Genomic DNA, 24,259 nt, shown 5'->3' on the forward strand with positions numbered 1-24,259 from the left:
CAAGCACATCCTTACATCAAGAGGCTTCTTGCTCTTCGCATCTTTCGAAGAAACCGGCCTCTCAAGAGGAGAGCGGCAGAGAACACATTCGCTGGTCAGGGGAGACCCTTCTAGAACGAAACTTTAAGGGAGAGCATGTGGAGATCCAAGCCGGGGTTGCTGGAACTGATTCCAGCGTTCGAGTAGTGGATGAACCTGTAGCCTAGATGCACCTGTTCCGCAGTGAGCCTCACGCCCACCCCGAGCATGTCTCCGAATTGAAAGTGGGTGCCCATTTCTTTGGATGCGTTGATCCGCTTGTTGTCGAAGTAATTCACGCCGATCCCCACCTCGGCATAAAGCGGGCTGTCGACCATCGTAAGGCGTAACATCGGCGACGCACCTACAATGATTGAATTGCTCCCGCCGCTTCCCCTACCCTCCACGTTTCCAATCGACGCCTCAACCCGCAGGGATCCTTGCCATTTGTCTGAGAATTTCTTGCTCCAAAGAGCGGGGCTAGCCACAAATTGAACACCGTACACCCTTGCGTCCGATCCTTCGCCGCCGCTGATCGCCACTTCGTTGGAGTGTGCAACCTGAAAGACAGAAAAGTAAGCAAGAGCAATTACGGCAAGACGCGACGTCGAAGATAACCTACGGTTCATTGGGAAAATCCCTAATTTTACTAACGGTAAATGATAACTGGTTTTAACGTTGGACTCCACTCAAAGTCAATGAGCGATTCCTCGCGTTCACTAACGGCGGTGTACATGAACCTGTAGGCGAAGTGGTAACATTTTGGAAATTATAAAATTATTGAAAAAGTGAGATGACCTTGCGATCTGCTTGGAAAAAGTTGAGGCAATCAATTGCTCGACGGCTACTGAAAAACCCCTTCGATGTCGCCCATTATTTATGTGTGGGTAATGGTTTGGAAGTGGGGGCTATGAGCTCACCGTACCCTTTTGGGGGGCGATGTGTTGTTGAGTATGCCGACATTCATGATGAAACAACACTAAAGAATATTATCGACAAAATACCTTTACCGAATTTGTATAGAGGGAAATTTGTTAAGGCGACTTATCAACTCAAGGCACCTCGCTACGGTCTTGATATGATTAAATCTAATTCGTTGGATTTTGTTTTTTCCTCGCATTCTCTGGAGCATACCCCGAACCCTATTTGGGCCTTGATTGACCAACTCCGTGTTTGCAGGCCGGGGGGGGTGGTTTACGCAGTAATTCCAAACAAAAGGTTTACGTATGACTGTCATAGAAATGCAACGTCTGTTGAAACTCTAATCAAAAAGTATAGAGACCAAGATTTCCAACACACTATAGAACAGGCGCTAGATATTGTTCTTAACACAATTGACCACCCACTATATAAAGATAATAGACATAGGGCGCAAGAGTATGCCCGTCAAATCATAAAAGACGGCGAAGGCATACACCATTTCTATGTCTTTGATGAGGTAAACACACTTGAGATGTTGAAATTTGTTTCGGATGCTACAACCGCGAAAATTGAATACTTTTCCTCTGCCGAATTGGGGGATATTCGGTTTGCACTCAGGAGGTGAGAGCCACTCGCGACATGGCAAATATTGGTCTTTACTATAAAATGATATGGTCTGGCCTCTTACCAGCGGCGTATCTTCTATATACTGTTTGGAAAGCCTCCTCTAAGTGTGAACAATATGCTCGGCAATCAAAAAGCGAAGAACTATCGACTCTCTCGTTTACATCGAATCGCAATTCATCAAGCGCTTCAAAATTGCTGCCATATTTTATAGCCAAATCTATGTAGGCCTGATAGCTTCGGGTAACCATATGCTCCATACCGAGCGTCCGCAAAAGGCTCTTACCAACTCTACTAGGGAATGTCGAGCCCTCGAGTGTCAATATGGGAACTGAAACCCATAGCGCATCACTGGCGGTGGTGTGGGCGTTATACGGAAATGTATCGAGAAAGAGGTCAAGTTCAGCCAGTTCAAGCAGATAGTGATCATAGGACGTGCGACAGACAAACACAAGTCTGTCAGGATTCACATCGAGATTCTTTGCTTCTTGAGTCAGATTTTTTTTCGCCTGTTCGTTGTCAGAGAGAAGCTTAAGCTTAGAGCCGGGCACTGAGGACAGAATTTTCATCCAACACTTGAATATCTCTGGAGTTATTTTGTAGTTATTATTGAGACATCCAAATAGCACCTGCCTCGGTTTTGGACGGTTTGCGAAGTGAACACGCTCCTTGGTTCTCTGCCGGTCATTGGGCTGGTAGCAATCTGGCAGCCATATTATCTTCTCCGAGTAGTGTATTGCAGATGCTCTTGGTACTACAACAGAGTCTGCAATTATATAATCCATGGAAGAAGATCCAAGTGTCCCTGGAAAACCCAAGTAGTTAATCTGAATCGGGGCCACCCTTTTTGAAAATACACCGTTTCGACCTTCGCCGAAAAATCCATTTAGATTTACTGCAATATCAATCTCCAGATCCTTGCATAACTTCAATACTGCGTCGTCTGAGCTCTGGCCAATGAAAAATGTTTTGTCAAAAGCTTCGTTAAGTCGTTTCCTTAGTGGTGAGTTATCATCGAAACCGTTGTCAAGCGCATAAACACTGAATTGACTCTTGTTATGAGACTCGATCACGCCTACAAGAAGCAGAGCGGTTGCGTGCTGCCTGAACTCTCCAATTATATAAGCAACCTTTATTTTTTCATTTACTTTTTTTCTCACGAATAAATGCTGTTTCGCTGATGGCCAGTTTGCATCGTAATATAGCGTCGCGCAGGTTTTTAGAAGGTGCTCTGATTGGCAGAGCGCTTGAAATCCAAACGGCTCGGCAACTTTTCTACCTTTATTGACCATTTTTAATAGCGCATCGAGATTATCCTGGTAAGTCGCCCAGGAGCAAGCGCGCATATTCTGATGGAGGGCCTTGCCAAGTAAAAAATCTGTCGTCTTTGACAGCTTGCTTGCTGTATAGAATGAGCTTGAGGATCCTTCGTGGTCGCCCAACTTCGCAAGAATATCGCCTTCTAGTGCCCAGTACCTTGATTCGTGTGGATTCTTGTTCTTAAGGTTTTTGCAATCGTCCAAGGCAGACTTATGCTTAGCATTTTTTAGCTTTGCGTCAATCAACGCGAAAGTTATCTCATCAGAGTTCGGGTTTAGCTGGTGAGCTTTTACTAGACTCCGCTCTGCTCCTGAATAATCCAGAAGTTCAACTTGGCATATGCCAAGGTTTTGCCATAATCGATAATTCAGGGAGTCCGACCTAACAAGATCTGATAAAAGCACTGAGGCCCGATCACTTTGACCCAATTTAATTAAGCAAGCGCTATAGCTGATGAGTACCTCTGGATGGTTGGGGTAGATAGAGAGAATGCTTTCAAATTCTTTTCGAGCTAAGTTGTAAGTTGCAGCTTCTAAATACGTCTCTGCCAGATTGAATTTATAGAGAAGGTTATCTGGTTGCGATCGGGCTGCCTGTTTTAGTAGGGTGACTGCCTCCTTTTTCTTCCCAGAGGCTCGAAATGACAAGGCGACGTTGTTGAGAAAGTCGTTTGACATCGGGTACTTAGCTTTGCAACGCTGGAAAAGCTCTATGGCTTTTGAAAACCGACCTAACTTGTAGTAGCACCAGGCAAGGTTGCTGAAAACACCGTGATCCCGTTCCAACTCAGCCCACATCGCGTCTTGTGGGATTGCTTCGAGACATTCTTGGGCAAGCTGATACCTTGCAGCCCTGAGATGAATTAAAGAGCTCTCGATCAGCTTCGATAGTTGGTTGTGGTCGTTACAGTGCTCGGTCAAGTTTTTCTTAGGCGCTGTTTGAAATAAAAAGAGCTCGGGACTGTGTCCCGAGCTCTTTCCGAGGTAACGACTTAGAACGTGTGGCGGACACCAACCGCAAAACCATCGTCTTTCAACGTGACATTGGAGGTGTTTGTGTTTTTCTGCTCACCCATGATCACGTAGGCCGTCGTACGCTTGCTGAGGCTGTAAAGAGCGCCGACTTGATACGACTTGGTGTCGAACGTTTTGGCTGTACCGCTTGTAACCTCCCCGTCAGACAACTGACCGTACACCATCAGGTTTGCGCCGGTTTTCAACTGAATTCCAGCCTGAGTGACTTCCTGAGTGCGATCGGTTGCACCGTTAGTGCCTTTGGAGGTGGTGTCAGCGTACTGCAGGAATACCTTCGCAGGACCTATCGAGTAGGACGCACCGAACTGCTTGAGATCGTTTTCTGTGTTGGTCGCAGCGGCGGCTCCGGATTCCTCCTCAGTGCTGCCGAGCGCAAGTCCTACGTCGAGTCCGCCGGCAGAGTACCGAACAGAGATATCTGTGACCGACAACTCATCCCGGCCCGCGATCGTACCGCTTGAGGTGCGTGAGGTCTCTACGTCATTCGATGCAAACATGACGCGAGCAGTGACGCCGTTGAAGTTCGGGCTGATATAAGTGACGCCGTTAGCTCGCTCAAGATCAGCTTCGGAGAGAAGGTTCGCACCCGCAACAGTGGAAGACGAATGCGTGGATGCACTCTCCAAACCTTTATAAAGTAGGCCTTCACCGACCATGTTGTTCGCGGCACCGGCCGTGTAGGCCTCTGCAAACAATTGGCTGGGAGTTTTGTCACGGCCGAGGTTGATGGTTCCGAACCCACCTGATAAGCCGACGATCAGCGTACGAGCGTTGTCCGTTCCCAGATTGAAGGCCGTGCTTCCGATTGCAGCCTCAGCCACAAAATGTGCCTTGAGACCACCACCCAGGTCCTCTGAGCCACGGAACCCAATCCGCTCACTCGACAATTGTCCGTTGGACGCGCCCGAGGCGAGCCCGACGGTGGCTGCCGTGCCGTTGTAGTTGGCGGAGTCAATATCCCTGATCCCCTTGTCAATCACACCGTACACTGATACCTGCGCAACAGCAGGCACGGCAACCGCAGCGGCCACGGCCGCAGCAATAAAATGCTTCTTCATTCAATGTTCTCCTAAGAGGTTGATTTGTACGTCTGGCGTCATAGACGCAAGACGACGCACTTGTGCACGTGGCTCAAGTATTCAGACTCTTGGCCGACAGAGCAACGCCGAAAGCCTGCTAGAAAGCCATACAAAGGCTCCATTGTTGTGTGTTTGCAACATGCGGGGCGCCGCACCGCAACACAGAAACTCGGTCTTAAAGAAGCCCGTAAAGCTGGCGGCGCCTTTTGTCATGGGTCTGCTCAACGTTTCTCTGGCAAAACATCCAGAAAAACCCCATACTTACGTAGTTATGTCGGCCCTTGGCCGCCAAAACAACAACCACAAGGTCTGGGCCAATCCCAGGAAAGGAAAGCATGAAGACGTTCTCAGCCAAGGCGCACGATGTCGTGCACGATTGGTTTGTGGTCGACGCCACCGACAAGGTGCTCGGTCGGCTCGCATCCGAAATTGCCTCTCGCCTTCGCGGCAAACACAAGCCTGAATTCACCCCCCACGTCGACACCGGCGATTACATCGTTGTGGTCAATGCAGACAAGCTGCGCGTGACGGGTGCCAAGGCCACCGATAAGAAATACTTTCGTCACTCGGGCTACCCCGGCGGCATTTACGAGACCAACTTCGGGAAGATGCAGGACAAATTCCCGGGGCGGGCGCTCGAGATCGCCGTGAAGGGCATGCTGCCCAAGGGACCGCTTGGCTACGCCATGATCAAGAAGCTCAAGGTCTACGCAGGCGACACCCATCCGCACTCGGCCCAGCAGCCCAAAGTGCTCTCCATCTAACCGAACAAAAGGATACCCACACAATGGTCGGTGAATACAACTATGGAACGGGGCGCCGCAAGAGTTCGGTGGCCCGCGTGTTTATCAAGGCTGGCAAGGGCAACTTTGTTGTCAACGGCAAGCCGCTCGATGAGTACTTTGCGCGTGAGACGGGCCGCATGATGGTGCGCCAACCGTTGAACCTCACGAATCATCTCGCCACGTTCGACATCATGGTCAATGTGCAAGGCGGTGGCGAGACGGGCCAGGCAGGCGCTGTTCGCCATGGCCTCACCCGCGCCCTTGTGGATTACGATGAAACCTTGAAGCCTGTGCTATCCAAGGCTGGCCTGGTGACGCGTGATGCCCGGGAAGTCGAGCGCAAGAAGGTCGGTTTGCACAAGGCGCGCAAGCGCAAGCAGTTCTCAAAGCGCTAAGCGCCATTTCTGGAGGGTCTTCTAACTCCAGAGAGAACCCCGGCTCGAGCGCTCCAGCCGGGGTTTTTTATTTGGGCTGGCCGCATTGCAGCGGCGGTAACCCGGGTGTTAGACCGAGAGCCCAGCCATCTCCTCGCAGCCCAGCATAAGGTTCATGTTCTGCACAGCAGCGCCACTTGCACCCTTGCCCAGGTTGTCCAGGCAGGCCATTAGAATCGCCTGCTTCTCATTGGCGAAGACAAAGAGATCTGCCCGATTGGTGCCATTGCAACGCTGGGTGTCAAAAAACCCGTGGGCGAGCGTCTCAGGGTCTCGCAGGGGCATGACCCGAACAAACGTCTCGTGTTCGTAGTGCTCGGCCAGACCCTTGTGCAGAGATTCTCCAGACATCGCGGAACCCAGCACGGTAAGGTCCAGCGGAATGCTCACGGTGAGCCCTTGGAGGAAAGGGCCAACGATGGGCATGAAAACTGGCGTGGCATTCAAGTGGCTGTGTAGCGTCATCTCCGGCAGGTGCTTGTGCGCAAGCCCCAGGGCATAGGGGCGGGGCGCATCCAGTTCGGCATCGCCGCCAGCCTCATAGGCCTCGATCATCTTATTACCCCCACCCGAGTAGCCCGTGATCGAGGTTGCACTCAGCGTGAGATCGGGCGGTAATAGACCCGCATCCATCAACGGGCGAACCAGCAGAATGAAGGCTGTGGCATGGCAGCCGGGGTTCGACACACGCCTGCTCTGTGCAATGAGTTTGCGGTGCCCAAGCGCTAGCTCTGGTAGGCCATAGGCCCATTGCGGGTGTGTACGGTGGGCGGTGCTGGCGTCAATCAATCGGGCCTTTGGATTGGTGACCAGGGATGCAGCCTCCCGGGCGGCATCATCTGGCAGGCACAGGAAGGAGACGTCGGCCTCGTTCAAGAGTCGTGCACGCTCGGCAGGGTCTTTTCGCTTGTCTGGATCGATGCTGAGCACCTCCAGGTCCGCACGGCCAGCGAGCATGCTGTGAATCCTCAGGCCCGTGGTGCCCTCCTGGCCGTCCACGTAGACAAGGTGCTTGGTGGTCATGGGGGGAGCATAACAGTGGCTAAACGCGGCTCACCAATGCCGCCACCGATGGGCACGGCGGAGCACCATCACATTTATCCTTGAAAAAATAACATTGTGATTCCATAATTACAAGCATGATTCCACGTAAAGCCTTCCATACCGTCTTACAAGGGCTTCAGCAGTTCCCAGCGGTCGCCTTGCTTGGGCCGCGTCAGGTCGGCAAGACTACCCTGGCGCTGGAAGTTGCCCACACATTTGATCCAGACCACCTTTACCTCGACATGGAGTCGGAACTTGACCAGGCCAAACTCGCCAACGCTCGGCTGTTCTTGAGCCAGCAGAGGCGTCGGCTTGTTGTCATTGACGAAGTGCACCGCAAGCCCGCTCTTTTTCCTGAACTCAGGGGCTTGATCGACGAGGCTAAAAGAGAAGGGCGTAAAGCTGGTCAGTACTTGATGCTTGGTTCAGCCTCTCTGGACCTACTCAAACAAGCTGGGGAGACGCTGGCGGGGCGAATCCTATACGCCCAGTTGTGCCCGCTTCAGTGCCAAGAACTCGAACACAGCGACATTGACAAGCTCTGGCTGCGAGGCGGTTTCCCGGATAGTTTTCTTGCCTCAAGCGACGAGACCAGCTTGGCTTGGCGACGAAGCTTCATTCGCAGCTACTTGGAGCGGGATGTCTCTCAGTTTGCCCCCCGCATCTCTACTGCGGATCTGCGCAGCCTCTGGGTCATGCTGGCCCACCAGCAAGCAACGCAGGTGAACGTGGCAGCTCTTAGCCGCAGCCTTGGAGTGGACCAGAGAACGGTCAAACACCACATGTCTCTGTTGACGGACCTCATGCTTCTTCGGCAGATCCCGGCTTGGCACGGCAATGTAGGTAAACGCCTGGTTAAAACTCCGAAAACTTATATTCGTGACTCGGGCCTTCTCCATGGCTTGCTCGGCATTGAGACAATGGAATCGCTCCTGTCTAACCCGGTCGTGGGTGGGAGCTGGGAAGCTTTCGTGAGCGAGACTGTTGCCCAGTGCCTGGGTGATCGTGGGCGATTGTTCTTCTATCGAACCAGTGCGGGGGCAGAAATCGACCTTTTGGCAGAGTTGCCAAGTGGTGAGCGCTGGGCCATTGAGGTAAAGCGGGCCACGGCGCCAAAACTCACCAAAGGGTTCCATCTAGCGTGTTCAGATCTTCAGCCCAAACGGAAGGTGGTCGTCACCCCCGGGCACGAGCGGTGGTGGCTGGCTGAGGACATCGAGGTCATGGGGCTTCGGGATTTGGTCGAATCGTTTACATAGTTTGGCAGCCACAAGGGTCTCCCTTGCGGTCGGACCGCCACGAGAGCAGAATTCAGGGAAGTTGAATACCTACTAGGAATCCGCCATGAACGCGTCCGTCCAAACAGAATCCCTCGTGCCTGATGCATCGGCCATGCCCGCACCTTTGGTCTTTACAGACTCTGCGGCCGGCAAGGTGAAGGCGCTCATCGACGAGGAGGGCAATCCCGAACTTAAGCTGCGGGTCTTCGTGCAGGGCGGCGGATGCTCGGGTTTTCAGTATGGCTTCACCTTCGATGAGGCCGTGAACGAGGATGACACCGTGATGGACAAGAATGGTGTTCAACTACTGATCGACAGCATGAGCTACCAGTACCTGGTGGGGGCAGAGATCGACTACAAAGAAGACCTCGAGGGCGCTCAGTTCGTCATTAAGAACCCCAACGCAACAACCACATGCGGGTGCGGGTCTAGTTTTTCGGTTTAAAACTCAAAAGATTTATCGGCCTGAGTTAAGCACGTTTCCTCATCTGGCCGAGCAAGGCAGCGCCCCGAACCGGAGGCGGTAGTAACGCGAAAGTAGTGCATGTGCCTCTCATTCAATGTTTTAGGAGAACATTGAATGAAGAAGCATCTTATTGCTGCGGCCGTGGCCGCTGCGGTTGCAGTGCCTGCTGCTGCACAGGTCACGGTGTACGGCGTCATTGACCAAGCCTTCGGCGTGCAGGACAACGGCGCGACGGCCTCGGCAACGGTCGAGCCCTCCACCGTGACAAACTTTCAGAGTCTGCTCGCCACTCAGCGCCTCGGATTCCGCGGTTCAGAGGACCTCGGTGGTGGGCTGAAAGCCAACTTCGTGATCGAGGGAGGATTGCAGCAAGGTACTGGCTCTGCAAGCACCGCTAGATACCAGCGTTGGACTCGTGCCACTTATGTTGAGCTCGAAGGTGGTTTTGGTAAGGTACAGCTTGGGTGGATGGATCTGGGAACCACCAACATCGACGATGCGGTCTCCCAGGCAGGAAACCTCGGAGCGATGTTTACACAGGCGGACGCTGGCGACATCACCAACGCCACAGGGAATGGAGATGGCCTCGGCAACGATAACGCAAATGGCATCAACTTCATTACACCGAGCTTCAACGGCGTGACAGTTGAGTTTGGTTATAAGCCGCGCCACCTAATCGCCGCTGAGAGCTCCGGAGTTGCATCAAAGGCTCAAGGCGCTAACGCAGCAACTCAAGAGTCTCAGATGGGCGTTCGAGTTGATTATCGGAACGGTCCTCTCTTAGTGGCGGTTGGCCGCACGCAAGGTGACAGTGAGGACGGCCCGACCTTCGACCGTAAACTCACGGCCCTCGGCGTCTCCTACAACGCTGGAGTCGTCTCCGTTGGCTTTGCCCGTGTTGAGGCTGAACCGAGTTCGACGGTTGAGCATGAGTACAATCTGCTCTCAGCCGCCGTTCCCATGGGCAACGGCTTGGCCTTGCATGGCGTCTACCAGACCGCCAAGGCTAACGGTGCCAATGAGAAGGCCACTGGCTATACCCTCGCGGTGACCAAAGCCCTCTCCAAGCGCACCACCGCCTATGCGGCCTACAGTGACCTCGACAACAAAGGTGCTAACGCTGGTTATTCCATGCGTGGTACCGGGAGCGCAAGCGCTGTAAACACTGATCCCTCTGCGTTCGCAGTTGGTATCCGTCACTCCTTCTAGTTTCTCTGCAGCCCCCGTGGCTGTGTGATCTTGGAAGCCAAAACCCCCGCCCGCAAGGCGGGGGTTTTCTTTATCTCACTGGCAAACTCACCTACCTCGCAAGATGAGCAAGTCAATACCAGTCAACTCCGCCTGCTGTGAAGCAGGTTGATATTCATCTCCGCTGACAACTCCGAAGCGTAGAACTTATCCACTATCTCCGGGCTGGTCCTGGCATTGCGAGCCAAGGTCAAGAGATCGATGCCCTCGCCGTACAGCAGCCGAAACGTGATGGAGGAGTGCCGCAGGCTATAGAGCGTGCGCCGCTGCCCTCGAGCCCCCAGTCGAAGCCCCATAGCATCCAAGATCTTGCCAAAGTAGCGGTCCATCAGCCAGATGGCAGCCCCACGATCAGTGACCCTGGGCAGGAACAGGTAGTCGTCTGGGCCGGCCAATGCACTTTTATGGTGATGATCTCGTAACCGCTCATAGATGTGCACGGCCGCAGGCATGGTGATGATCTGAGCGCTGTGGCGCTTGGTCTCGGGCAGTCTTAGCCTCAGGTAGCAGCGATCCCCACGCACGATCTCCACGTGCTTATGCTGGATCACCTTGGCGTCCACGGGCCGCACGAAGCTGTTGACCATGAACCCGATGAGCCAGGTCATCTCCCAGGGCACCCCCTCAGTGGCTGTGAAGATCCCGCCCCGTGTGCTGCGGTGGCTTGCCGCCCGAGTGGGTGGCTCCGTGTAGCCAGATCTCAACTGCTTGGCTGCCCGCAGCAGCCGCAGGTACTCCACCACCGTAAAGTGCCCCCTGGGATTGGTGGGTGCCTTGACGGTGGGGAATGCGGGCACCCGATCGATCCGCTCCTGGTGCAGGCAGCGGGTCAATAGTTTGCGCAACACCACCAGGTAGGCCTTGATGGTGGAGGCTCGGACCCCCTTGGCCGACAGATGGCCCACGAAGCGCTCTATGGCAGAGCGGTCGATGCGCTGGATGGGGGTATTCTTGAAATGGGCGGCGATCTCGCCCCTGGCACGCTGACTCGTGATCTGGAAGGACTGCTGGGTGATTTCACCCCTGGCCAAGCGGGCGCTCTCGTATGCCAAGAGCAGGTCAATGGCCTTACCAAAGCCTTCGCCACGCGGATTCGCGGAAACGTGAGGGGGCTGACTCGCTAAGGGAGACCGTTGCCGCGGGGTAACCTTGGCAGGACCATGAACTTCAACCAGCGCGGCGTCGTTTGCCGCATCAATAGCCGGGTGTGTAATCCACATGTGCTTCCCTCCTCAACAGAAAGCACATGAACATAAACATAAACCAGCGACTACTCCACCGCCTTCACCATGTCCTCCACCACCTTCTTAGCATCGCCAAAGACCATCATGGTCTTGTCCATGTAGAAGAGTTCGTTGTCCAGGCCTGCATAGCCAGAGGCCATGGAGCGCTTGTTCACAATGACTGTGGCAGCCTTGTAAGCCTCCAAGATGGGCATGCCGTAGATGGCGCTGCCTGGCGTGCGCGCGGCAGGGTTCACCACATCGTTGGCCCCGAGCACCAGGACCACGTCCGTCTGGCCAAAGTCGGAGTTGATGTCCTCCATCTCAAAGACCTGGTCGTAAGGAACCTCGGCCTCCGCAAGCAGCACGTTCATATGGCCCGGCATACGACCGGCCACAGGGTGAATGGCATAGCGCACCGTGATGCCCTTCTCGATGAGCTTCTCGGTGAGTTCTTTCAGGGCATGCTGGGCGCGGGCCACGGCCAGACCATAACCCGGCACAATGACTACGGAATCAGCATTGGCCATGAGGAAGGCAGCATCATCTGGGGAGCCACTCTTGACGGGCCGCTGGGGCTGATCGCCCGCGGCCGCCGTGGTAGCCTCGCCACCAAAGCCACCCAGAATCACGTTGAAGAAGCTGCGGTTCATGGCCTTACACATGATGTAGGACAGAATCGCGCCACTGGAACCCACCAGCGAGCCCGCAATGATGAGCATGCTGTTCCCAAGTGAGAATCCAATGCCCGCGGCCGCCCAGCCTGAATAGCTGTTGAGCATGGACACCACCACCGGCATGTCTGCACCGCCGATGGGAATGATGATGAGCACGCCCAGCACGAAGGAGAGAGCGAGCATCAGGAAAAAGGCTTCCCAGCTCTGCGTGAACATGAAGACCAAGCCGAGCGCCACGGCGATGATGCCCAGCACCAGATTCACCATGTGCTGCCCCGGGAAGACCACGGGAGCCCCCTGAAATAGCCGGAACTTGTAGGAGCCCGAGAGCTTTCCGAAGGCAATCACCGACCCACTGAAGGTGATGGCGCCAATGGCTGCGCCCAAGAAGAGCTCCAGGCGGTTGCCCAAGGGAATGGGCTCACCCTTGGTGGTGATGTTGAGTGCATGGGGCTCGGCCACCGCCGCCACAGCGATGAACACCGCCGACAAACCAATCATCGAGTGCATGAAGGCGACCAACTCCGGCATCTTGGTCATCTCCACGCGCTTGGCCATGGTGGTGCCGATTACACCACCCACGACAAGCCCGCCGATGAGGAGCGCCAGGCCCGTGCCAAGCTGGCCACTGCCGCCCTGGAGGGTTTGGGCCATGGTGCCAATGAGTCCGAGGGTGGTGACCACGGCAATGGCCATGCCGGTCATGCCAAAAACGTTGCCCCGAATGGAGGTGGTGGGGTGGGACAGGCCCTTTAAGGCCTGAATGAAGCAGACCGAGGCCACCAGGTAGAGCAGCGTGACCGTGTTCATCGAGAGGCTAAACATTTAAGCAGCCTCCTTCTCGCCTGCGGGCGCTTTTTTCTCTTTCTTTTTGAACATCTCCAGCATCCGTCGGGTGACCAAGAAGCCACCAAACACATTCACGGCGGCCAAGGCCACGGCCAGCACGCCCATGGTCATGCCCAGGGTGGTCTCGGTGAGCGCGGCCGCCATCATGGCACCCACAATCACAATGGCAGAAATGGCATTGGTCACTGCCATGAGCGGCGTATGCAGAGCGGGAGTGACATTCCAGACCACGTGGTAGCCCACATAGATGGCGAGCACAAAAATAATGAGGTTGGTGAGGGTGGGGTTGATCACATCCATGGTGGTCTCCGAAGGGGCGCCGATCAGGCGGCCCGGGTCACTTGGCCATCGCGGGCCACCAGGGTGGCCACCACGATGTCGTCATCCATCGGCACGGTGAGCGCGCCCTCTTTGGTGACGATGAGCTTGAGGAAGTCGAGCAGGTTGCGGGCATAGAGGGCCGATGCGTCGGTGGCCACGAGGGCCGCCAGGTTGGGCTGGCCCACAATGCGCACACCATTGGCCGTGACGACCATTTCATTGAGCTTGGAGAGCGGGCAGTTGCCGCCCTGCTCCACAGCCATGTCCACAATGACCGAGCCCGCCTTCATGCTGGCCACCATGTCCTCAGTGATAAGCACGGGCGCCTTTCGGCCGGGGATCAGCGCGGTGGAGATGACGACATCCGCCTGGGCGACGCGCTTGGCCACTTCAGCGGCCTGCCGCTTCATCCAAGACTCGGGCATGGGCTTGGCATAACCGCCTTCGCCCTTTGCGATCTCGCGCTCTTCGTCCGTCTCGTAGGGCACGTCGATGAACTTGGCCCCGAGGGATTCAATTTGTTCCTTCACAGCCGGGCGCACATCGGATGCTTCGATCACAGCGCCCAGGCGCTTGGCCGTGGCAATGGCCTGAAGGCCGGCCACACCAGCACCCAGGATGACCATGCGGGCGGCCTTTACGGTGCCGGCTGCCGTCATGAGCATGGGGAAGATGCGGGGGTAGGCATCGGCTGCAAGCATCACGGCCTTGTAGCCCGCCAGGTTGGCTTGCGAAGAGAGCACATCGAGCGACTGTGCCCGGGTGGTGCGCGGCGCGGCCTCCATGGCAAAGGCGGTGAGGCCTGCAGCGGCGAGTTTCTCGAGCCCAGCGCGGTCGAACGGATTGAGCATGCCCACCAGCGTGGCCCCCTTGCTCATGTGGCCAAGCTCGGCATCGGTGGGGAAGCGCACCTTGAGCACCATCTCAGCGCCCAGTGCTGCGGCCTGGTCTGCCAGCTGTGCACCGGCCTCGGTGTAGGCGGCATCGAGCATGGCGGCGGCGGTGCCAGCGCCTTTGGCGACCACCACACTGTGGCCCTGGCCCACCAACTTTTTCACAGTCTCGGGCGAGGCGGCCACACGGGTTTCGCCGGGAAAAGTCTCCTTGGGAATGCCAATGCGCATTCGCTTGTTCCTCCGTTGTTCTTTTCGTGCCGCTGTCGGCGCGGCTTGGTGGACTTCTCTAAACTGTCATCATATATGACTCCGCGTATACCCCAAGCCCCAAAACCCCGAAGGAGTCCATCCACCGTGGTGGTGGGGTTGTCAGGCGGGGTTGACTCTGCCGTGAGTGCCTGGCTGCTGAAAGAACAGGGCCACCGGGTGATCGGCATCTTCATGAAGAACTGGGAAGACGACGACCAGGACGAGTACTGCTCGACCCGGCAAGACTTTCTCGATGCTGCGGCCGTGGCCGACACCCTCGGCATTGAATTGCAGGCCGTGAATTTTGCTGCGGAATACAAAGACCGTGTTTTTGCCGAGTTCCTTCGGGAATACGCGGCCGGCCGCACCCCCAATCCAGATGTCTTGTGCAATGCCGAAATCAAGTTCAAGGCCTTTTTGGACCACGCCGTGGCCCAGGGGGCCGATGCCATCGCCACGGGTCATTACGCCCGCGTGCGGCGATTAGAGGGCGGTGAGGTGCAGCTTTTGCGGGGGATCGACCCAGCCAAGGACCAGAGCTACTTTTTGCACCGCCTCACCCATGACCAGCTTCAGCGGGTCATCTTTCCCGTTGGGGACCTGCGCAAGACGGAGGTTCGCCGGATCGCCACAGAGATTGGCCTGCCCAATGCCAAGAAGAAGGACTCCACCGGCATTTGTTTCATTGGCGAGCGGCCATTCCGGGCTTTTCTGAACCAATACCTGCCAACCCAGCCCGGGCCGATTGTCACGACCGAAGGGCTCAACGTGGGTCGGCACCAGGGCCTTGCGTTCTACACCCTGGGGCAGCGCAAGGGGCTGGGCATTGGGGGCATAAAGAAAAAGGGCTTTCAGAGCGCAGAGGGCCAGGGCTGGTTTGTGGCCCAAAAAGACCTCTCAGCCAATACTCTGGTGGTCACCCAGGATCATGACCACCCCTTGCTCATGGCCAAGGGGCTCGCCACAACAGACGCCTGCTGGGTGAGTGGTCGTGCGCCCCAGCCCGGCCAGGCGATGGGCTTCAAGACGCGGTATCGGCAGCCGGATGCAGCGGGGCGATTCTTGGGCGCAAAAGGGAGTGGGTTTGAGGTGGCCTTCGACGCACCCCAGTGGGCGGTGACGCCTGGGCAGTCGGTCGTGGCTTACGACGGGGAGGTGTGCCTGGGCGGGGGGATTATTGAGCGGGCGACCGGGGTGACTTGATCGGACTCGGCGGAGTTGGGATCGCCCCGCCTCACGGACGGGGTTTTTTAGGGCGGGAGAACTGCCTAGACTACGCCTTGGTCGTCTGGAACGAGGGCCGCTCCATCATGCGGGTGTAGAAGTCCAGCAGGTTGGGGTAGGCCTGCTTCCAGGTATTCTCGGGAAATCGCAGCTCCAGGTAGCCCAGCGCCACGCCGCAGGCAATGTCTGCCAATGAAAAGCCTTTGTCATTCATCCAGGGGCTCTTGCCGAGCGTCTGGCTCATCATGGCGAGTGCGCCGTCCACTTTGGCGGCTTGGCGGTTGAGCCATTCCTGGCTCACGGCCTCGGGGGGGTGGAACTTCTTCTCGAGCATGATCGCAATGGCAGCGTCGCACAGGCCATCCGCGAGGGCCTCCAGGGTGCGCACCGCTGTTCGTTCCCGGTTGCCCTGTGGAATGAGCCGAATGGTGGGCGCCCGGGAGTCTAGGTACTCCACGATCACTCGGGAATCGAAGACCACGCCGTCATCGAGCACCAGGGCCGGAATCTTCCCCAAGGGGTTTTGCTGGGCGATCTTGGTGTCTGGCGACCAGACATCTTCTTTCACAAACTCGCACTCCAGCTTTTTCTCAATGGCCACAATGCGCACCTTGCGGGCGTATGGGCTGGTGATGGAACCGATGATTTTCATGGGCGGCGGGAAAACATTTAGGAGGCCGAAGTATACCGCCCGGCCTCGGGGCAAATCCATGCTGGCGTGTAACATTTGGTGATGGATTCCTTGCACGCCCTTTCCCCCCTGGATGGCCGCTACGCGAGCCGTTTAGACCCCCTCCGCCCCCTGCTCTCAGAAGCCGGTTTCATGCACCGGCGGGTGCAGGTGGAGGTGGCTTGGCTCGTTGGCCTCTCCGACCTCGGCATGGCCGAATTGCCGGCTTTTTCCACAGCTGCAAGAGAGGCGTTGCAGGGTTGGGTGGATGCCTTTTCGCTCGAAGACGCGGCCCGCATCAAGGCGATCGAGGCTGTGACCAACCACGATGTGAAGGCGGTGGAGTACTTCTTGAAGGAGAAGGCCACTGCGAGTGGGTCTGAGGAGCTCGTGAAGGCGACCGAGTTCATTCATTTCTGCTGCACCTCAGAAGACATCAACAACACCTCCCATGCCCTCATGCTTCGGGAAGCACGCGAGCAGGTGTTGCGGCCAGCCATACAGGCGCTCATCGACAAGTTGGCCCAGATGATTGAGACCACGGCAGACCAGCCCATGCTCTCACGCACCCATGGGCAGACGGCATCCCCCACCACCCTGGGCAAGGAATTGGCAAACGTTCGGGCTCGGCTGCGGGGCGCCCGAGACAAGTTCCTGGCGGTTACGCCGCTGGCCAAGATGAACGGGGCCGTGGGCAACTACAACGCGCACATGGCCGCGGCCCCGGAGGTGGACTGGCCAGCGTTCTCCAGGAAGGTGGCGGAGGGCCTGGGCCTCACCTTCAACCCGATGACCATTCAGATTGAGCCCCATGACTGGATCGCCGAGTACTGCGATGCCTTGGCGCGCATCAACACCATCCTCATCGATTACTGCCGAGACACCTGGGGTTATGTGTCTCTTGGCTACTTCAAGCAAAAGCTTAAGGCGGGCGAGGTGGGCTCGTCCACCATGCCGCACAAGGTCAACCCCATCGACTTTGAGAATGCGGAGGGCAACTTGGGCTTGGCCAACGCCCTGCTTGGGCATCTCTCCGAGAAGCTTCCCATCAGCCGCTGGCAGCGAGATCTCACAGACTCCACCGTGCTTAGGAATTTAGGGGTTGCACTCGGACACTCCCTCCTGGCCTTCGATGCGTGCTTGAGGGGGATGAACAAGCTCGAGGTAAACCCCGCTCGACTAAATGAAGACCTCGAGAACGCCTGGGAGGTGCTCGCGGAGCCGATTCAGTCGGTGATGCGGCGCTATGGGTTGCCCGAGCCCTATGAGCAGCTGAAGGAGTTGACGCGTGGGCAGGGGATGACGCAGGAGCGGATTCAAGCCTTTATCCAGGGGCTTGGGCTTCCATCGCAGGCGGCCCAGGCACTCCTGGCACTCACCCCGGCCACCTACATCGGAGATGCCACGGGCCTGGCAAGGTACGAGCTGACACAGCCTTCCCAAAACGATCGCTAACGTTTGGTGCGCGGCTCACGGCAAGAGATACGGTGCAACGACACAGCCGATGCCTACCTCTTGGCCTACCGCATTCGAAACGACGCAAATTCTTTGCGACTCGTGGGCCCAGCTGTGGATCGACGCCTGGGAGATGACCCCAGCGGACTGGCCATCGGTGTGAGGATGCGTTTGAGCTTCAACTGAGGAAGCACAGCCTCCTCTTGCTTCTAGTGTTGCTCATTCAATGTTTTGCGCAGAAACTAATACAATGTATACATCCAAATCTTTCGAGGAGCCGCTCATGGAAAGTGCCGTGCTTACTTTACGGGTCGATGCCAAAACAAAGACCAAGCTGGATAAACTAGCCGAAGCCACCAAGCGCTCAAAGTCTTTTCTTGCGGCCGAAGCGATCGAGCGCTATCTGGAAGTGGAGGCCTGGCAGATCAAAGAGATCAAACAAGCCATCAAAGATGCCGATGCGGGTGACTTCGTGAGCGATACGGAGTTTGCCAAGATCGTTAAGAAGTATGCGGGTTAGGTGGCTGACCAGGGCGACCAAGGCCTTGATCGTGGCCCACGATTACATCGCCAAAGACAATCCCAAGGCGGCACGAGAGTTCTTCCGCCATGTGATAGCCAACGCAGAACTGCTGGCGCAACACCCGCAAACAGGTCGCCCAGGTCGAGTGCCAAGCACTCGCGAGCTGGTGTTGGTCAAGTACCCCTACATCATTCCTTATCGCGTGAAGAGTGAGGAGGTCCAGATCCTTCACGTGTTTCACAGCTCGCGTGTCTGGCCCAGCAGCTTCTGAGTTGTTCTTCCTAAGTTCACCTTGTAGGTGTCTCGTTACGGAACAATCACCTCATCTTTGCTCTTTACCGGCTTGATCAAGTCTTCGCGCTTGATGCCCAGCCACAGGGTGATCGGCGCCATCACGAAGATGGATGAGTAGATTCCGAACACGATGCCAATCGTGAGCGCCAGGGCGAAACCATGAAGCACCGGGCCGCCGAAGATCAGCATGGCGAGCACCATGGTCTCGGTGGTGCCGTGGGTAATGATGGTGCGGCTCATCGTGCGGGTGATGGCGTTGTCGATGACCTCTTGCACGCTTACCTTGCGCATGCGGCGGAAGTTCTCGCGAATTCGGTCGGCGACCACCACGCTCTCGTTCACGGAGTAGCCCAGCACCGCCAGAATGGCCGCGAGCACTGAGAGTGAAAACTCCCACTGGAAGGCTGCGAAAAAGCCAAGGATGATCACCACATCGTGCAAGTTCGCCACAATCGCCGCCACCGCGAACTTCCACTCAAACCGAATGGCGAGATAAATCATGATGCCCACAATCACGAAGATCAGGGCAATTACGCCATCAATGGCGAGTTCCTCACCCACCTGCGGCCCCACGAACTCCACCCGCCGCAATTCCACGGGGTTGTTGGGCTCCAGACCCTTGAGGCTGTTAAAAACCTCCTCGGCCTGAGCATTGCTGTTTTCGCCTCGCAGGGGCAGCCGAATGAGCAGGTCTCGTGAACTGCCAAAGTTCTGCACCTGGGCGTCCGCATAGCCCATGGCCTGAACGGCGTCTCGCACCTTCTCGAGTGGTGCGGCCTGGGCATAAGACACCTCCACCACGGTGCCGCCGGTGAACTCGATGCTGAAGGCCAGCCCCCGCACAGCGATGAACACGACTGCCGCCACAAACATAAGACCAGAGATCACATTCAAGACCACCGCATGCCGCATGAAGGGAATGGTCTGCTTGAGGCGGAAGAATTCCATGGCCTGTTCCTAGCCCACCGAGAGGCGGGCCAATTTCTTACGCCCACCGTAATAGAGGTTCACCAAACCTCGGCTGAAGAACACGGCCGAGAACATGGAGGTGAGGATGCCCAGCACGTGCACCACGGCAAAGCCGCGCACGGGGCCCGAACCAAAGACCAAGAGCGCAACGCCGGCAATGAGGGTGGTGATGTTCGAATCCAGAATGGTGGCCCAGGCCTTGTCGTAGCCGGTGGCAATGGCCGCCTGCGGGGTGGCGCCCTCGCGAATCTCTTCCCGCACCCGCTCATTGATGAGGACATTGGCATCGATGGCCATGCCCAGGGTGAGGGCCATGGCAGCGATGCCGGGCAGGGTGAGGGTGGCCTGCAATAGCGAGAGCAGCGCAAACAAAAGCACCAGGTTGAGCGTGAGGGCCAGCACCGACACCACCCCAAAGAGGGAGTAGTACACCGCCATGAAGATGGCAATGACCACGAAGCCCCAGAGCGTGGCGTTAAAGCCCTTGGCAATGTTGTCTGCGCCAAGGCTTGGGCCAATGAGGCGCTCTTCAATGATTTCCATGGGCGCGGCAAGCGAACCGGCCCGCAGCAGCAGGGCGGTCTCGGCAGCCTCAATGCTCGTCATGCGGCCAGAGATCTGCACCCGTCCACCGGGAATTTCCCCCCGAATGACCGGCGCGGTGATGACCTCGCCCTGGCCCTTTTCCACCAGCACAATGGCCATGCGATTGCCGATGTTCTCGCGGGTGACATCTCGAAAGATGCGGGCGCCCTTGCCATCTAGCGTGAGGTGCACGGCCGGCTCGGATGCATTCTGCGAATCGAAGCCTGCCTGGGCATCGGTGAGGTTCTCACCCGTGAGAATCACATCTTTCTTCAGCATCAAGGGCAGGCCACCGCGCTCGGTGTAGACCTCAAGCCCTGCCGGTACCCGGCCAGCCTCGAGCGCACTCAAGGCATCCGGGCTGTCATCCACCATCCGAATCTCAAGCGTTGCAGTGCGGCCGAGAATGTCCTTGGCCTTGGCGGTGTCTTGTACGCCCGGCAGTTGCACAACGATGCGGTCTGCGCCCTGCTGCTGCACGATGGGCTCGGCCACCCCAAGCTCATTGATGCGGTTGGAAAGGGTGCTGATGTTTTGCTTGAGAGCAGTTTCTTGAACAACGGTGGCTGCTGCAGGCTGAAGGCTGCCGCGCAGCAGGAGGTCTGCTCCAGCGGCAGCGGGCTGCCAAGCCATCTCGCTCAAGGTGTTGGTGAGGAGCTCCACGGCCGCTGCGCGGTTGGCCTCATCCCGAAAGAGAATATCCACGTGGTCGCCACTGCGGCTGATGCCGTTGTGCCGAATGCGCTTGTCTCGCAGCAGGGTGCGGGCCTCGCCCGCCACGGCATCCAGCCGCTTGCCCAGGGCGGCCTTCATGTCCACTTCCAGAAGGAAATGCACCCCGCCGCGCAGATCCAGCCCCAGGTACATGGGCAGGGCATGCAGGGCCGAGAGCCATTGGGGCGAGGCCGACACCAGGTTCAGTGCCACCACATAAGGCCCGTTTGGGACGCCCCCGTTCACCGCCTTCTCAATGGCGTCTTTGGCCTTTAATTGCAGGTCGGTGTTGTCGAAGCGCGCGCGCACGGTATTGCCCGTGTTGTTGGCCTCCCAGACCACGCCCTTGTGGGCCACGCCAGCGGCCTCCAGGGCAGCCTCGACCTGGTCGGCCACACGGGGCTCCACCTTCAGGGTGGCCCGCGCCGTAGATACCTGCACGGCCGGGTTCTCACCAAAAAGGTTGGGCAGGCTGTAGAGCAGGCCAAAGGCCAGAGCCAGGCCCATGATGACGAGCCGCCACCAGGCGATGCGGTTCATGCGGGTGTGTGCGTCTTAGGTGATGGTCTTGATGGTGCCCTTGGGCAGCAGGGTCTGCACGGCCTGGCGCTGCATGACCATCTGCACAGCCTTCTCGCCGCCGGCCACTTCGAGTGTGATGTAGCTGGTGTCGACGTCCGTCACCTTGCCAACAATGCCCGCCGCCGTGACGATCTCGTCGCCCTTCTGCAGGCCTTCGACGAGCATCTTGTGCTCCTTCGCCCGCTTCATCTGGGGGCGAATCATCAAGAAATACAGCACCACGAACATCAGGATGAGCGGCAAAAAGCCCATCAGGGAATCTTGGCCGGCTGCGGGTGCGGCCTGGGCGAATGCGGGGGAGATCAACACGTCAACACTCCGGGGTGGTTAAGGGGCTTTGCCAACCAGGTTGAGCCGGTTGGTGCGTTCAGACCATGAGTATAGAGTAGGGCCCCATGCCGCTTTACGAACGCCAGGCCACCGATGGCCAAGCCCGCGCGGGGCGTCTGCACCTACCCCACGGCGTGGTGGAGACCCCAATTTTCATGCCCGTGGGCACCTACGGGGCGGTCAAAGGGCTGGCCCCGCAGATGCTCGAGCGTCTGGGCGCGCAGATTGTGCTGGGAAACACCTTCCACCTGTGGCTGCGGCCCGGGCTGGATGTCATGGCAGCCCACGAAGGCCTGCACCGGTTCATGAATTGGCAACGGCCCATCCTCACGGATTCGGGGGGTTTTCAAGTCTGGTCGCTGGGCGATTTGCGCAAGATCTCCGAGGAGGGCGTAGCTTTCCAGTCGCCCATCAATGGTGATCGGCTCTTTCTCTCGCCTGAGGAATCCATGCGCATTCAACGGGTTCTGAACTCCGACATCGCCATGGTCTTTGATGAGTGCACGCCTTACCCGGCCACGCCGGAAGAGACCGCCACCAGCATGGAACTCTCCATGCGCTGGGCCCGGCGCAGCAAGCAAGCGTTCTTTGCCGGGGGCAATGAGGGCGGGCAGGCGGGCGAACTGCAGGCTGGGCAAACTGGCCAGCGCAACGCCCTCTTTGGCATTGTGCAGGGCGGCATGATGGAGGACCTGCGGGATATCTCACGCGAGGGCTTGGTCGAGACTGGCTTTGATGGCTATGCCATTGGCGGCCTCTCGGTGGGTGAGCCCAAGGAAGACATGCTGCGCATCCTCGCCCACACCGCGCCTAACCTGCCGCAGGACCAGCCGCGCTACCTCATGGGCGTGGGCACGCCGGAAGACTTGGTGGAAGGTGTGGCCAACGGCATTGACATGTTTGACTGCGTGATGCCCAGCCGCAATGCTCGCAATGGCTGGCTCTTCACGCGGCAGGGCGATTTAAAAATTCGCAATGCCCGTTTTAAGGATGACCTCAACCCCATCGACCCGACCTGCACCTGTGCCAGCTGCAACCCGCAGGCCCATGGGGACGACCGGCCGCCCTATACGAGGGCTTACCTACATCATCTGCAGCGCATCGATGAAATGCTGGGCGCGAGCCTGGCCACGCAGCACAACCTTTACTTCTACCTGCAGATCATGCGAGAGATGCGGCAAGCGATTCTGGAGGGGCGCTTCGAGGCCTGGAGAACTCAGTTCTTGGCGGACCGGCAGGTGGGGGTTTGATTGGGGCCCGCGCGCGGGCCTCGCTTTCAATGCTTCTGACGAGGCTTGCACGTTGGTTCCTCTCTGCTTAGCTGCGCTCCAAGAACATGGCGTCGCCATAACTGAAGAACCGATAGCGTTGCGCAATCGCATGGGCGTAGGCCGCCTGGATGCGGTCGTAGCCCGCGAAGGCACTCACCAGCATGAGAAGTGTGGACTTGGGAAGGTGGAAGTTGGTGATCAGCGCATCCACCGCTTGGAATTGATAGCCCGGGGTGATGAAGAGGTCTGTCTCCCATTGGGCGGCCTGCAATTGGGGGCCTCTGGCGGCTGCAGACTCGAGCGTACGCAGGCTAGTGGTGCCCACCGCAATGATTCGCCGGCCGGCTGCTTTGGCTTGGCTGATCTTCTCGGCGGTTTCTTGGGTCATGGCGCACCACTCGCTGTGCATGCGGTGCTCATTGAGATTTTCCGAGCGCACTGGCGAGAAGGTGCCACTACCCACATGCAGGGTGACGCGGGTGGTCTCCACGCCCATCTTTTCGAGGGCCGCGAGCATGGCCTCGTCAAAGTGCAGGCCCGCGGTGGGTGCAGCCACCGAGCCCGGATGCTGGGCATAGACCGTCTGATAGCGGCTGCTGTCCTGCGCCGTGGGCTCATGAGTGATGTAGGGCGGCAGTGGCAACTCGCCGTGTGAGTCGAGCACTTCAAAGACGGGCGCTTTGAAGTCCACTCGGAAGCGATCGTCGTGCTCGGGGTCTCGGCCAATCACCCTCACGGCATGGTCGGGCACCGACGCCTTCTTTAGCAGCAACGAGGAATCTGCTGCAGGCTTCTTGCTTGCCCGCAGCATGACCAAGGCCGTCGTGGCATCCAGCACTCGCTCGACCAGAATCTCCACGGCGCCACCGGTGTCTTTCACAGCGTGCAGCCGGGCCGGGATGACCTTGGAATCGTTGAATACAAGCAGGTCGCCTGCCCGCAAAAGGCTTGGAAGGTCGGTGAAGTGGAGGTCCTTGAGGCCCGCACTTTCTGCTGTGTCTCCAACGGGTTCGGCCGGCACCACTGATCCAATGATTCGGCCTGCGCTTGGCGCAGTGGCGGTAGCGGGCACCACCAGCAGGCGACTGGCCGAGCGCTCTGCAGCCGGTGACTGAGCAATCAGCTCCGGTGGCAGGTGATAGTCGAAGTCAGAGAGGCGAAATTGATGCATGGG

The 24,259-nt window shown here is 57.5% G+C and carries 24 protein-coding genes; 11 read left to right on the plus strand and 13 right to left on the minus strand.

The window, feature by feature from the left end; all coding sequences use genetic code 11:
• Positions 1-110: 110 nt before the first annotated feature.
• Positions 111-707 carry an acyloxyacyl hydrolase gene (locus AC8GDA_RS01095; RefSeq protein ID WP_506556482.1) on the minus strand — a complete coding sequence of 199 codons (597 nt, stop codon included), beginning with the start codon at positions 705-707 and terminating at the stop codon, positions 111-113.
• Positions 708-811: 104 nt separating this feature from the next.
• Between AC8GDA_RS01095 and AC8GDA_RS01100 the strand changes: the two genes are divergently transcribed.
• The gene (locus AC8GDA_RS01100; protein ID WP_506556483.1) at positions 812-1,564 is read left to right on the plus strand and encodes a methyltransferase domain-containing protein; all 753 of its coding nucleotides are present in this window, start codon (positions 812-814) and stop codon (positions 1,562-1,564) included.
• Between the two features lie 34 nt (positions 1,565-1,598).
• Here the strand turns inward: AC8GDA_RS01100 and AC8GDA_RS01105 are convergent, their stop codons facing one another.
• Both AC8GDA_RS01105 and AC8GDA_RS01110 read right to left on the minus strand, forming a co-directional pair.
• On the minus strand, positions 1,599-3,803 hold the full coding sequence (locus AC8GDA_RS01105) for an O-linked N-acetylglucosamine transferase, SPINDLY family protein (RefSeq protein WP_506556484.1): 2,205 nt from the start codon (positions 3,801-3,803) through the stop codon (positions 1,599-1,601).
• A 71-nt stretch (positions 3,804-3,874) separates the two neighbouring features.
• Positions 3,875-4,975 carry a porin gene (locus AC8GDA_RS01110; protein ID WP_506556485.1) on the minus strand — a complete coding sequence of 367 codons (1,101 nt, stop codon included), beginning with the start codon at positions 4,973-4,975 and terminating at the stop codon, positions 3,875-3,877.
• A gap of 356 nt (positions 4,976-5,331) precedes the next feature.
• Here AC8GDA_RS01110 and rplM point away from each other — a divergent pair, with 356 nt between their 5' ends.
• Both rplM and rpsI read left to right on the plus strand, forming a co-directional pair.
• On the plus strand, positions 5,332-5,760 hold the full coding sequence (rplM, locus tag AC8GDA_RS01115) for a 50S ribosomal protein L13 (RefSeq protein WP_506556486.1): 429 nt from the start codon (positions 5,332-5,334) through the stop codon (positions 5,758-5,760).
• A gap of 23 nt (positions 5,761-5,783) precedes the next feature.
• Complete coding sequence (rpsI, locus tag AC8GDA_RS01120; RefSeq protein ID WP_506556487.1) at positions 5,784-6,176, plus strand: 30S ribosomal protein S9; 393 nt, start codon at positions 5,784-5,786, stop codon at positions 6,174-6,176.
• A gap of 108 nt (positions 6,177-6,284) precedes the next feature.
• On the opposite strand, the gene argC is transcribed toward rpsI, so the two are convergent.
• The gene (gene argC, locus AC8GDA_RS01125; RefSeq protein WP_506556488.1) at positions 6,285-7,238 is read right to left on the minus strand and encodes an N-acetyl-gamma-glutamyl-phosphate reductase; all 954 of its coding nucleotides are present in this window, start codon (positions 7,236-7,238) and stop codon (positions 6,285-6,287) included.
• 116 nt (positions 7,239-7,354) lie between these two features.
• On the opposite strand from argC, the gene AC8GDA_RS01130 reads away from it, so the two are divergent.
• From AC8GDA_RS01130 to AC8GDA_RS01140, 3 genes are all read left to right on the plus strand, one after another.
• The gene (locus AC8GDA_RS01130; RefSeq protein ID WP_506556489.1) at positions 7,355-8,518 is read left to right on the plus strand and encodes an ATP-binding protein; all 1,164 of its coding nucleotides are present in this window, start codon (positions 7,355-7,357) and stop codon (positions 8,516-8,518) included.
• A gap of 85 nt (positions 8,519-8,603) precedes the next feature.
• Positions 8,604-8,984 (plus strand): iron-sulfur cluster insertion protein ErpA, encoded by a 381-nt coding sequence (gene erpA / locus AC8GDA_RS01135; RefSeq protein ID WP_506556490.1) that lies wholly within the window; start codon positions 8,604-8,606, stop codon positions 8,982-8,984.
• Between the two features lie 135 nt (positions 8,985-9,119).
• Positions 9,120-10,214, plus strand: coding sequence for a porin (locus tag AC8GDA_RS01140; protein ID WP_506556491.1), 1,095 nt, complete (start codon positions 9,120-9,122; stop codon positions 10,212-10,214).
• A gap of 122 nt (positions 10,215-10,336) precedes the next feature.
• Here the strand turns inward: AC8GDA_RS01140 and AC8GDA_RS01145 are convergent, their stop codons facing one another.
• From AC8GDA_RS01145 to AC8GDA_RS01160, 4 genes are all read right to left on the minus strand, one after another.
• Positions 10,337-11,305 carry a site-specific integrase gene (locus AC8GDA_RS01145; RefSeq protein ID WP_506556492.1) on the minus strand — a complete coding sequence of 323 codons (969 nt, stop codon included), beginning with the start codon at positions 11,303-11,305 and terminating at the stop codon, positions 10,337-10,339.
• A gap of 218 nt (positions 11,306-11,523) precedes the next feature.
• Complete coding sequence (locus tag AC8GDA_RS01150; RefSeq protein ID WP_506556493.1) at positions 11,524-12,978, minus strand: NAD(P)(+) transhydrogenase (Re/Si-specific) subunit beta; 1,455 nt, start codon at positions 12,976-12,978, stop codon at positions 11,524-11,526.
• Positions 12,979-13,302, minus strand: coding sequence for an NAD(P) transhydrogenase subunit alpha part 2 (locus AC8GDA_RS01155; RefSeq protein WP_506556494.1), 324 nt, complete (start codon positions 13,300-13,302; stop codon positions 12,979-12,981). It lies immediately after the preceding gene.
• Between the two features lie 23 nt (positions 13,303-13,325).
• Positions 13,326-14,447: a Re/Si-specific NAD(P)(+) transhydrogenase subunit alpha gene (locus tag AC8GDA_RS01160; RefSeq protein WP_506556495.1), complete on the minus strand. Its 1,122-nt coding sequence runs from the start codon at positions 14,445-14,447 to the stop codon at positions 13,326-13,328.
• A 75-nt stretch (positions 14,448-14,522) separates the two neighbouring features.
• Between AC8GDA_RS01160 and mnmA the strand changes: the two genes are divergently transcribed.
• Positions 14,523-15,671 carry a tRNA 2-thiouridine(34) synthase MnmA gene (gene mnmA / locus AC8GDA_RS01165; RefSeq protein WP_506556496.1) on the plus strand — a complete coding sequence of 383 codons (1,149 nt, stop codon included), beginning with the start codon at positions 14,523-14,525 and terminating at the stop codon, positions 15,669-15,671.
• Between the two features lie 70 nt (positions 15,672-15,741).
• Here mnmA and AC8GDA_RS01170 read toward each other — a convergent pair whose 3' ends face one another.
• Complete coding sequence (locus AC8GDA_RS01170; protein WP_506556497.1) at positions 15,742-16,344, minus strand: glutathione S-transferase family protein; 603 nt, start codon at positions 16,342-16,344, stop codon at positions 15,742-15,744.
• A gap of 81 nt (positions 16,345-16,425) precedes the next feature.
• Here AC8GDA_RS01170 and purB point away from each other — a divergent pair, with 81 nt between their 5' ends.
• The 3 genes from purB to AC8GDA_RS01185 all read left to right on the plus strand — a co-directional run bounded on the left by purB (position 16,426) and on the right by AC8GDA_RS01185 (position 18,611).
• Entirely contained in the window at positions 16,426-17,817 is a 1,392-nt protein-coding gene (gene purB, locus AC8GDA_RS01175; RefSeq protein WP_506556498.1) for an adenylosuccinate lyase, read from the plus strand.
• 283 nt (positions 17,818-18,100) lie between these two features.
• On the plus strand, positions 18,101-18,337 hold the full coding sequence (locus AC8GDA_RS01180; protein WP_506556499.1) for a CopG family ribbon-helix-helix protein: 237 nt from the start codon (positions 18,101-18,103) through the stop codon (positions 18,335-18,337).
• A 31-nt stretch (positions 18,338-18,368) separates the two neighbouring features.
• Positions 18,369-18,611 (plus strand): type II toxin-antitoxin system RelE/ParE family toxin, encoded by a 243-nt coding sequence (locus AC8GDA_RS01185; protein ID WP_506556500.1) that lies wholly within the window; start codon positions 18,369-18,371, stop codon positions 18,609-18,611.
• A gap of 35 nt (positions 18,612-18,646) precedes the next feature.
• Here AC8GDA_RS01185 and secF read toward each other — a convergent pair whose 3' ends face one another.
• The 3 genes from secF to yajC are packed head-to-tail and all read right to left on the minus strand — an operon-like array spanning position 18,647 to position 21,793.
• Positions 18,647-19,582 carry a protein translocase subunit SecF gene (gene secF, locus AC8GDA_RS01190; protein ID WP_506556501.1) on the minus strand — a complete coding sequence of 312 codons (936 nt, stop codon included), beginning with the start codon at positions 19,580-19,582 and terminating at the stop codon, positions 18,647-18,649.
• 9 nt (positions 19,583-19,591) lie between these two features.
• Positions 19,592-21,442 carry a protein translocase subunit SecD gene (gene secD / locus AC8GDA_RS01195; protein ID WP_506556502.1) on the minus strand — a complete coding sequence of 617 codons (1,851 nt, stop codon included), beginning with the start codon at positions 21,440-21,442 and terminating at the stop codon, positions 19,592-19,594.
• A 15-nt stretch (positions 21,443-21,457) separates the two neighbouring features.
• Positions 21,458-21,793, minus strand: coding sequence for a preprotein translocase subunit YajC (gene yajC / locus AC8GDA_RS01200; protein ID WP_506556503.1), 336 nt, complete (start codon positions 21,791-21,793; stop codon positions 21,458-21,460).
• Between the two features lie 86 nt (positions 21,794-21,879).
• Here yajC and tgt point away from each other — a divergent pair, with 86 nt between their 5' ends.
• On the plus strand, positions 21,880-23,064 hold the full coding sequence (tgt, locus tag AC8GDA_RS01205) for a tRNA guanosine(34) transglycosylase Tgt (protein ID WP_506556504.1): 1,185 nt from the start codon (positions 21,880-21,882) through the stop codon (positions 23,062-23,064).
• 67 nt (positions 23,065-23,131) lie between these two features.
• On the opposite strand, the gene queA is transcribed toward tgt, so the two are convergent.
• Complete coding sequence (gene queA, locus AC8GDA_RS01210; RefSeq protein ID WP_506556505.1) at positions 23,132-24,256, minus strand: tRNA preQ1(34) S-adenosylmethionine ribosyltransferase-isomerase QueA; 1,125 nt, start codon at positions 24,254-24,256, stop codon at positions 23,132-23,134.
• Positions 24,257-24,259 lie beyond the last annotated feature (3 nt).

The sequence above is a fragment of the Hahnella aquatica (SeqCode) genome, from assembly GCF_965194505.1.
GTDB classification, from domain to species: Bacteria; Pseudomonadota; Gammaproteobacteria; order Burkholderiales; family Burkholderiaceae_A; genus Hahnella; species Hahnella aquatica.

What these genes read in the sequence shown, in the direction of transcription:
- AC8GDA_RS01100 (WP_506556483.1), top strand. Translation starts at nt 812, where the DNA reads ATGACCTTGCGATCTGCTTGGAAAAAGTTGAGGCAATCAATTGCTCGA.
- AC8GDA_RS01110 (WP_506556485.1), bottom strand. Translation starts at nt 4,975, where the DNA reads ATGAAGAAGCATTTTATTGCTGCGGCCGTGGCCGCTGCGGTTGCCGTG.
- rplM (WP_506556486.1), top strand. Translation starts at nt 5,332, where the DNA reads ATGAAGACGTTCTCAGCCAAGGCGCACGATGTCGTGCACGATTGGTTT.
- rpsI (WP_506556487.1), top strand. Translation starts at nt 5,784, where the DNA reads ATGGTCGGTGAATACAACTATGGAACGGGGCGCCGCAAGAGTTCGGTG.
- argC (WP_506556488.1), bottom strand. Translation starts at nt 7,238, where the DNA reads ATGACCACCAAGCACCTTGTCTACGTGGACGGCCAGGAGGGCACCACG.
- AC8GDA_RS01130 (WP_506556489.1), top strand. Translation starts at nt 7,355, where the DNA reads ATGATTCCACGTAAAGCCTTCCATACCGTCTTACAAGGGCTTCAGCAG.
- erpA (WP_506556490.1), top strand. Translation starts at nt 8,604, where the DNA reads ATGAACGCGTCCGTCCAAACAGAATCCCTCGTGCCTGATGCATCGGCC.
- AC8GDA_RS01140 (WP_506556491.1), top strand. Translation starts at nt 9,120, where the DNA reads ATGAAGAAGCATCTTATTGCTGCGGCCGTGGCCGCTGCGGTTGCAGTG.
- AC8GDA_RS01150 (WP_506556493.1), bottom strand. Translation starts at nt 12,978, where the DNA reads ATGTTTAGCCTCTCGATGAACACGGTCACGCTGCTCTACCTGGTGGCC.
- AC8GDA_RS01155 (WP_506556494.1), bottom strand. Translation starts at nt 13,302, where the DNA reads ATGGATGTGATCAACCCCACCCTCACCAACCTCATTATTTTTGTGCTC.
- AC8GDA_RS01160 (WP_506556495.1), bottom strand. Translation starts at nt 14,447, where the DNA reads ATGCGCATTGGCATTCCCAAGGAGACTTTTCCCGGCGAAACCCGTGTG.
- mnmA (WP_506556496.1), top strand. Translation starts at nt 14,523, where the DNA reads ATGACTCCGCGTATACCCCAAGCCCCAAAACCCCGAAGGAGTCCATCC.
- AC8GDA_RS01170 (WP_506556497.1), bottom strand. Translation starts at nt 16,344, where the DNA reads ATGAAAATCATCGGTTCCATCACCAGCCCATACGCCCGCAAGGTGCGC.
- purB (WP_506556498.1), top strand. Translation starts at nt 16,426, where the DNA reads ATGGATTCCTTGCACGCCCTTTCCCCCCTGGATGGCCGCTACGCGAGC.
- AC8GDA_RS01180 (WP_506556499.1), top strand. Translation starts at nt 18,101, where the DNA reads ATGGAAAGTGCCGTGCTTACTTTACGGGTCGATGCCAAAACAAAGACC.
- secF (WP_506556501.1), bottom strand. Translation starts at nt 19,582, where the DNA reads ATGGAATTCTTCCGCCTCAAGCAGACCATTCCCTTCATGCGGCATGCG.
- secD (WP_506556502.1), bottom strand. Translation starts at nt 21,442, where the DNA reads ATGAACCGCATCGCCTGGTGGCGGCTCGTCATCATGGGCCTGGCTCTG.
- tgt (WP_506556504.1), top strand. Translation starts at nt 21,880, where the DNA reads ATGCCGCTTTACGAACGCCAGGCCACCGATGGCCAAGCCCGCGCGGGG.
- queA (WP_506556505.1), bottom strand. Translation starts at nt 24,256, where the DNA reads ATGCATCAATTTCGCCTCTCTGACTTCGACTATCACCTGCCACCGGAG.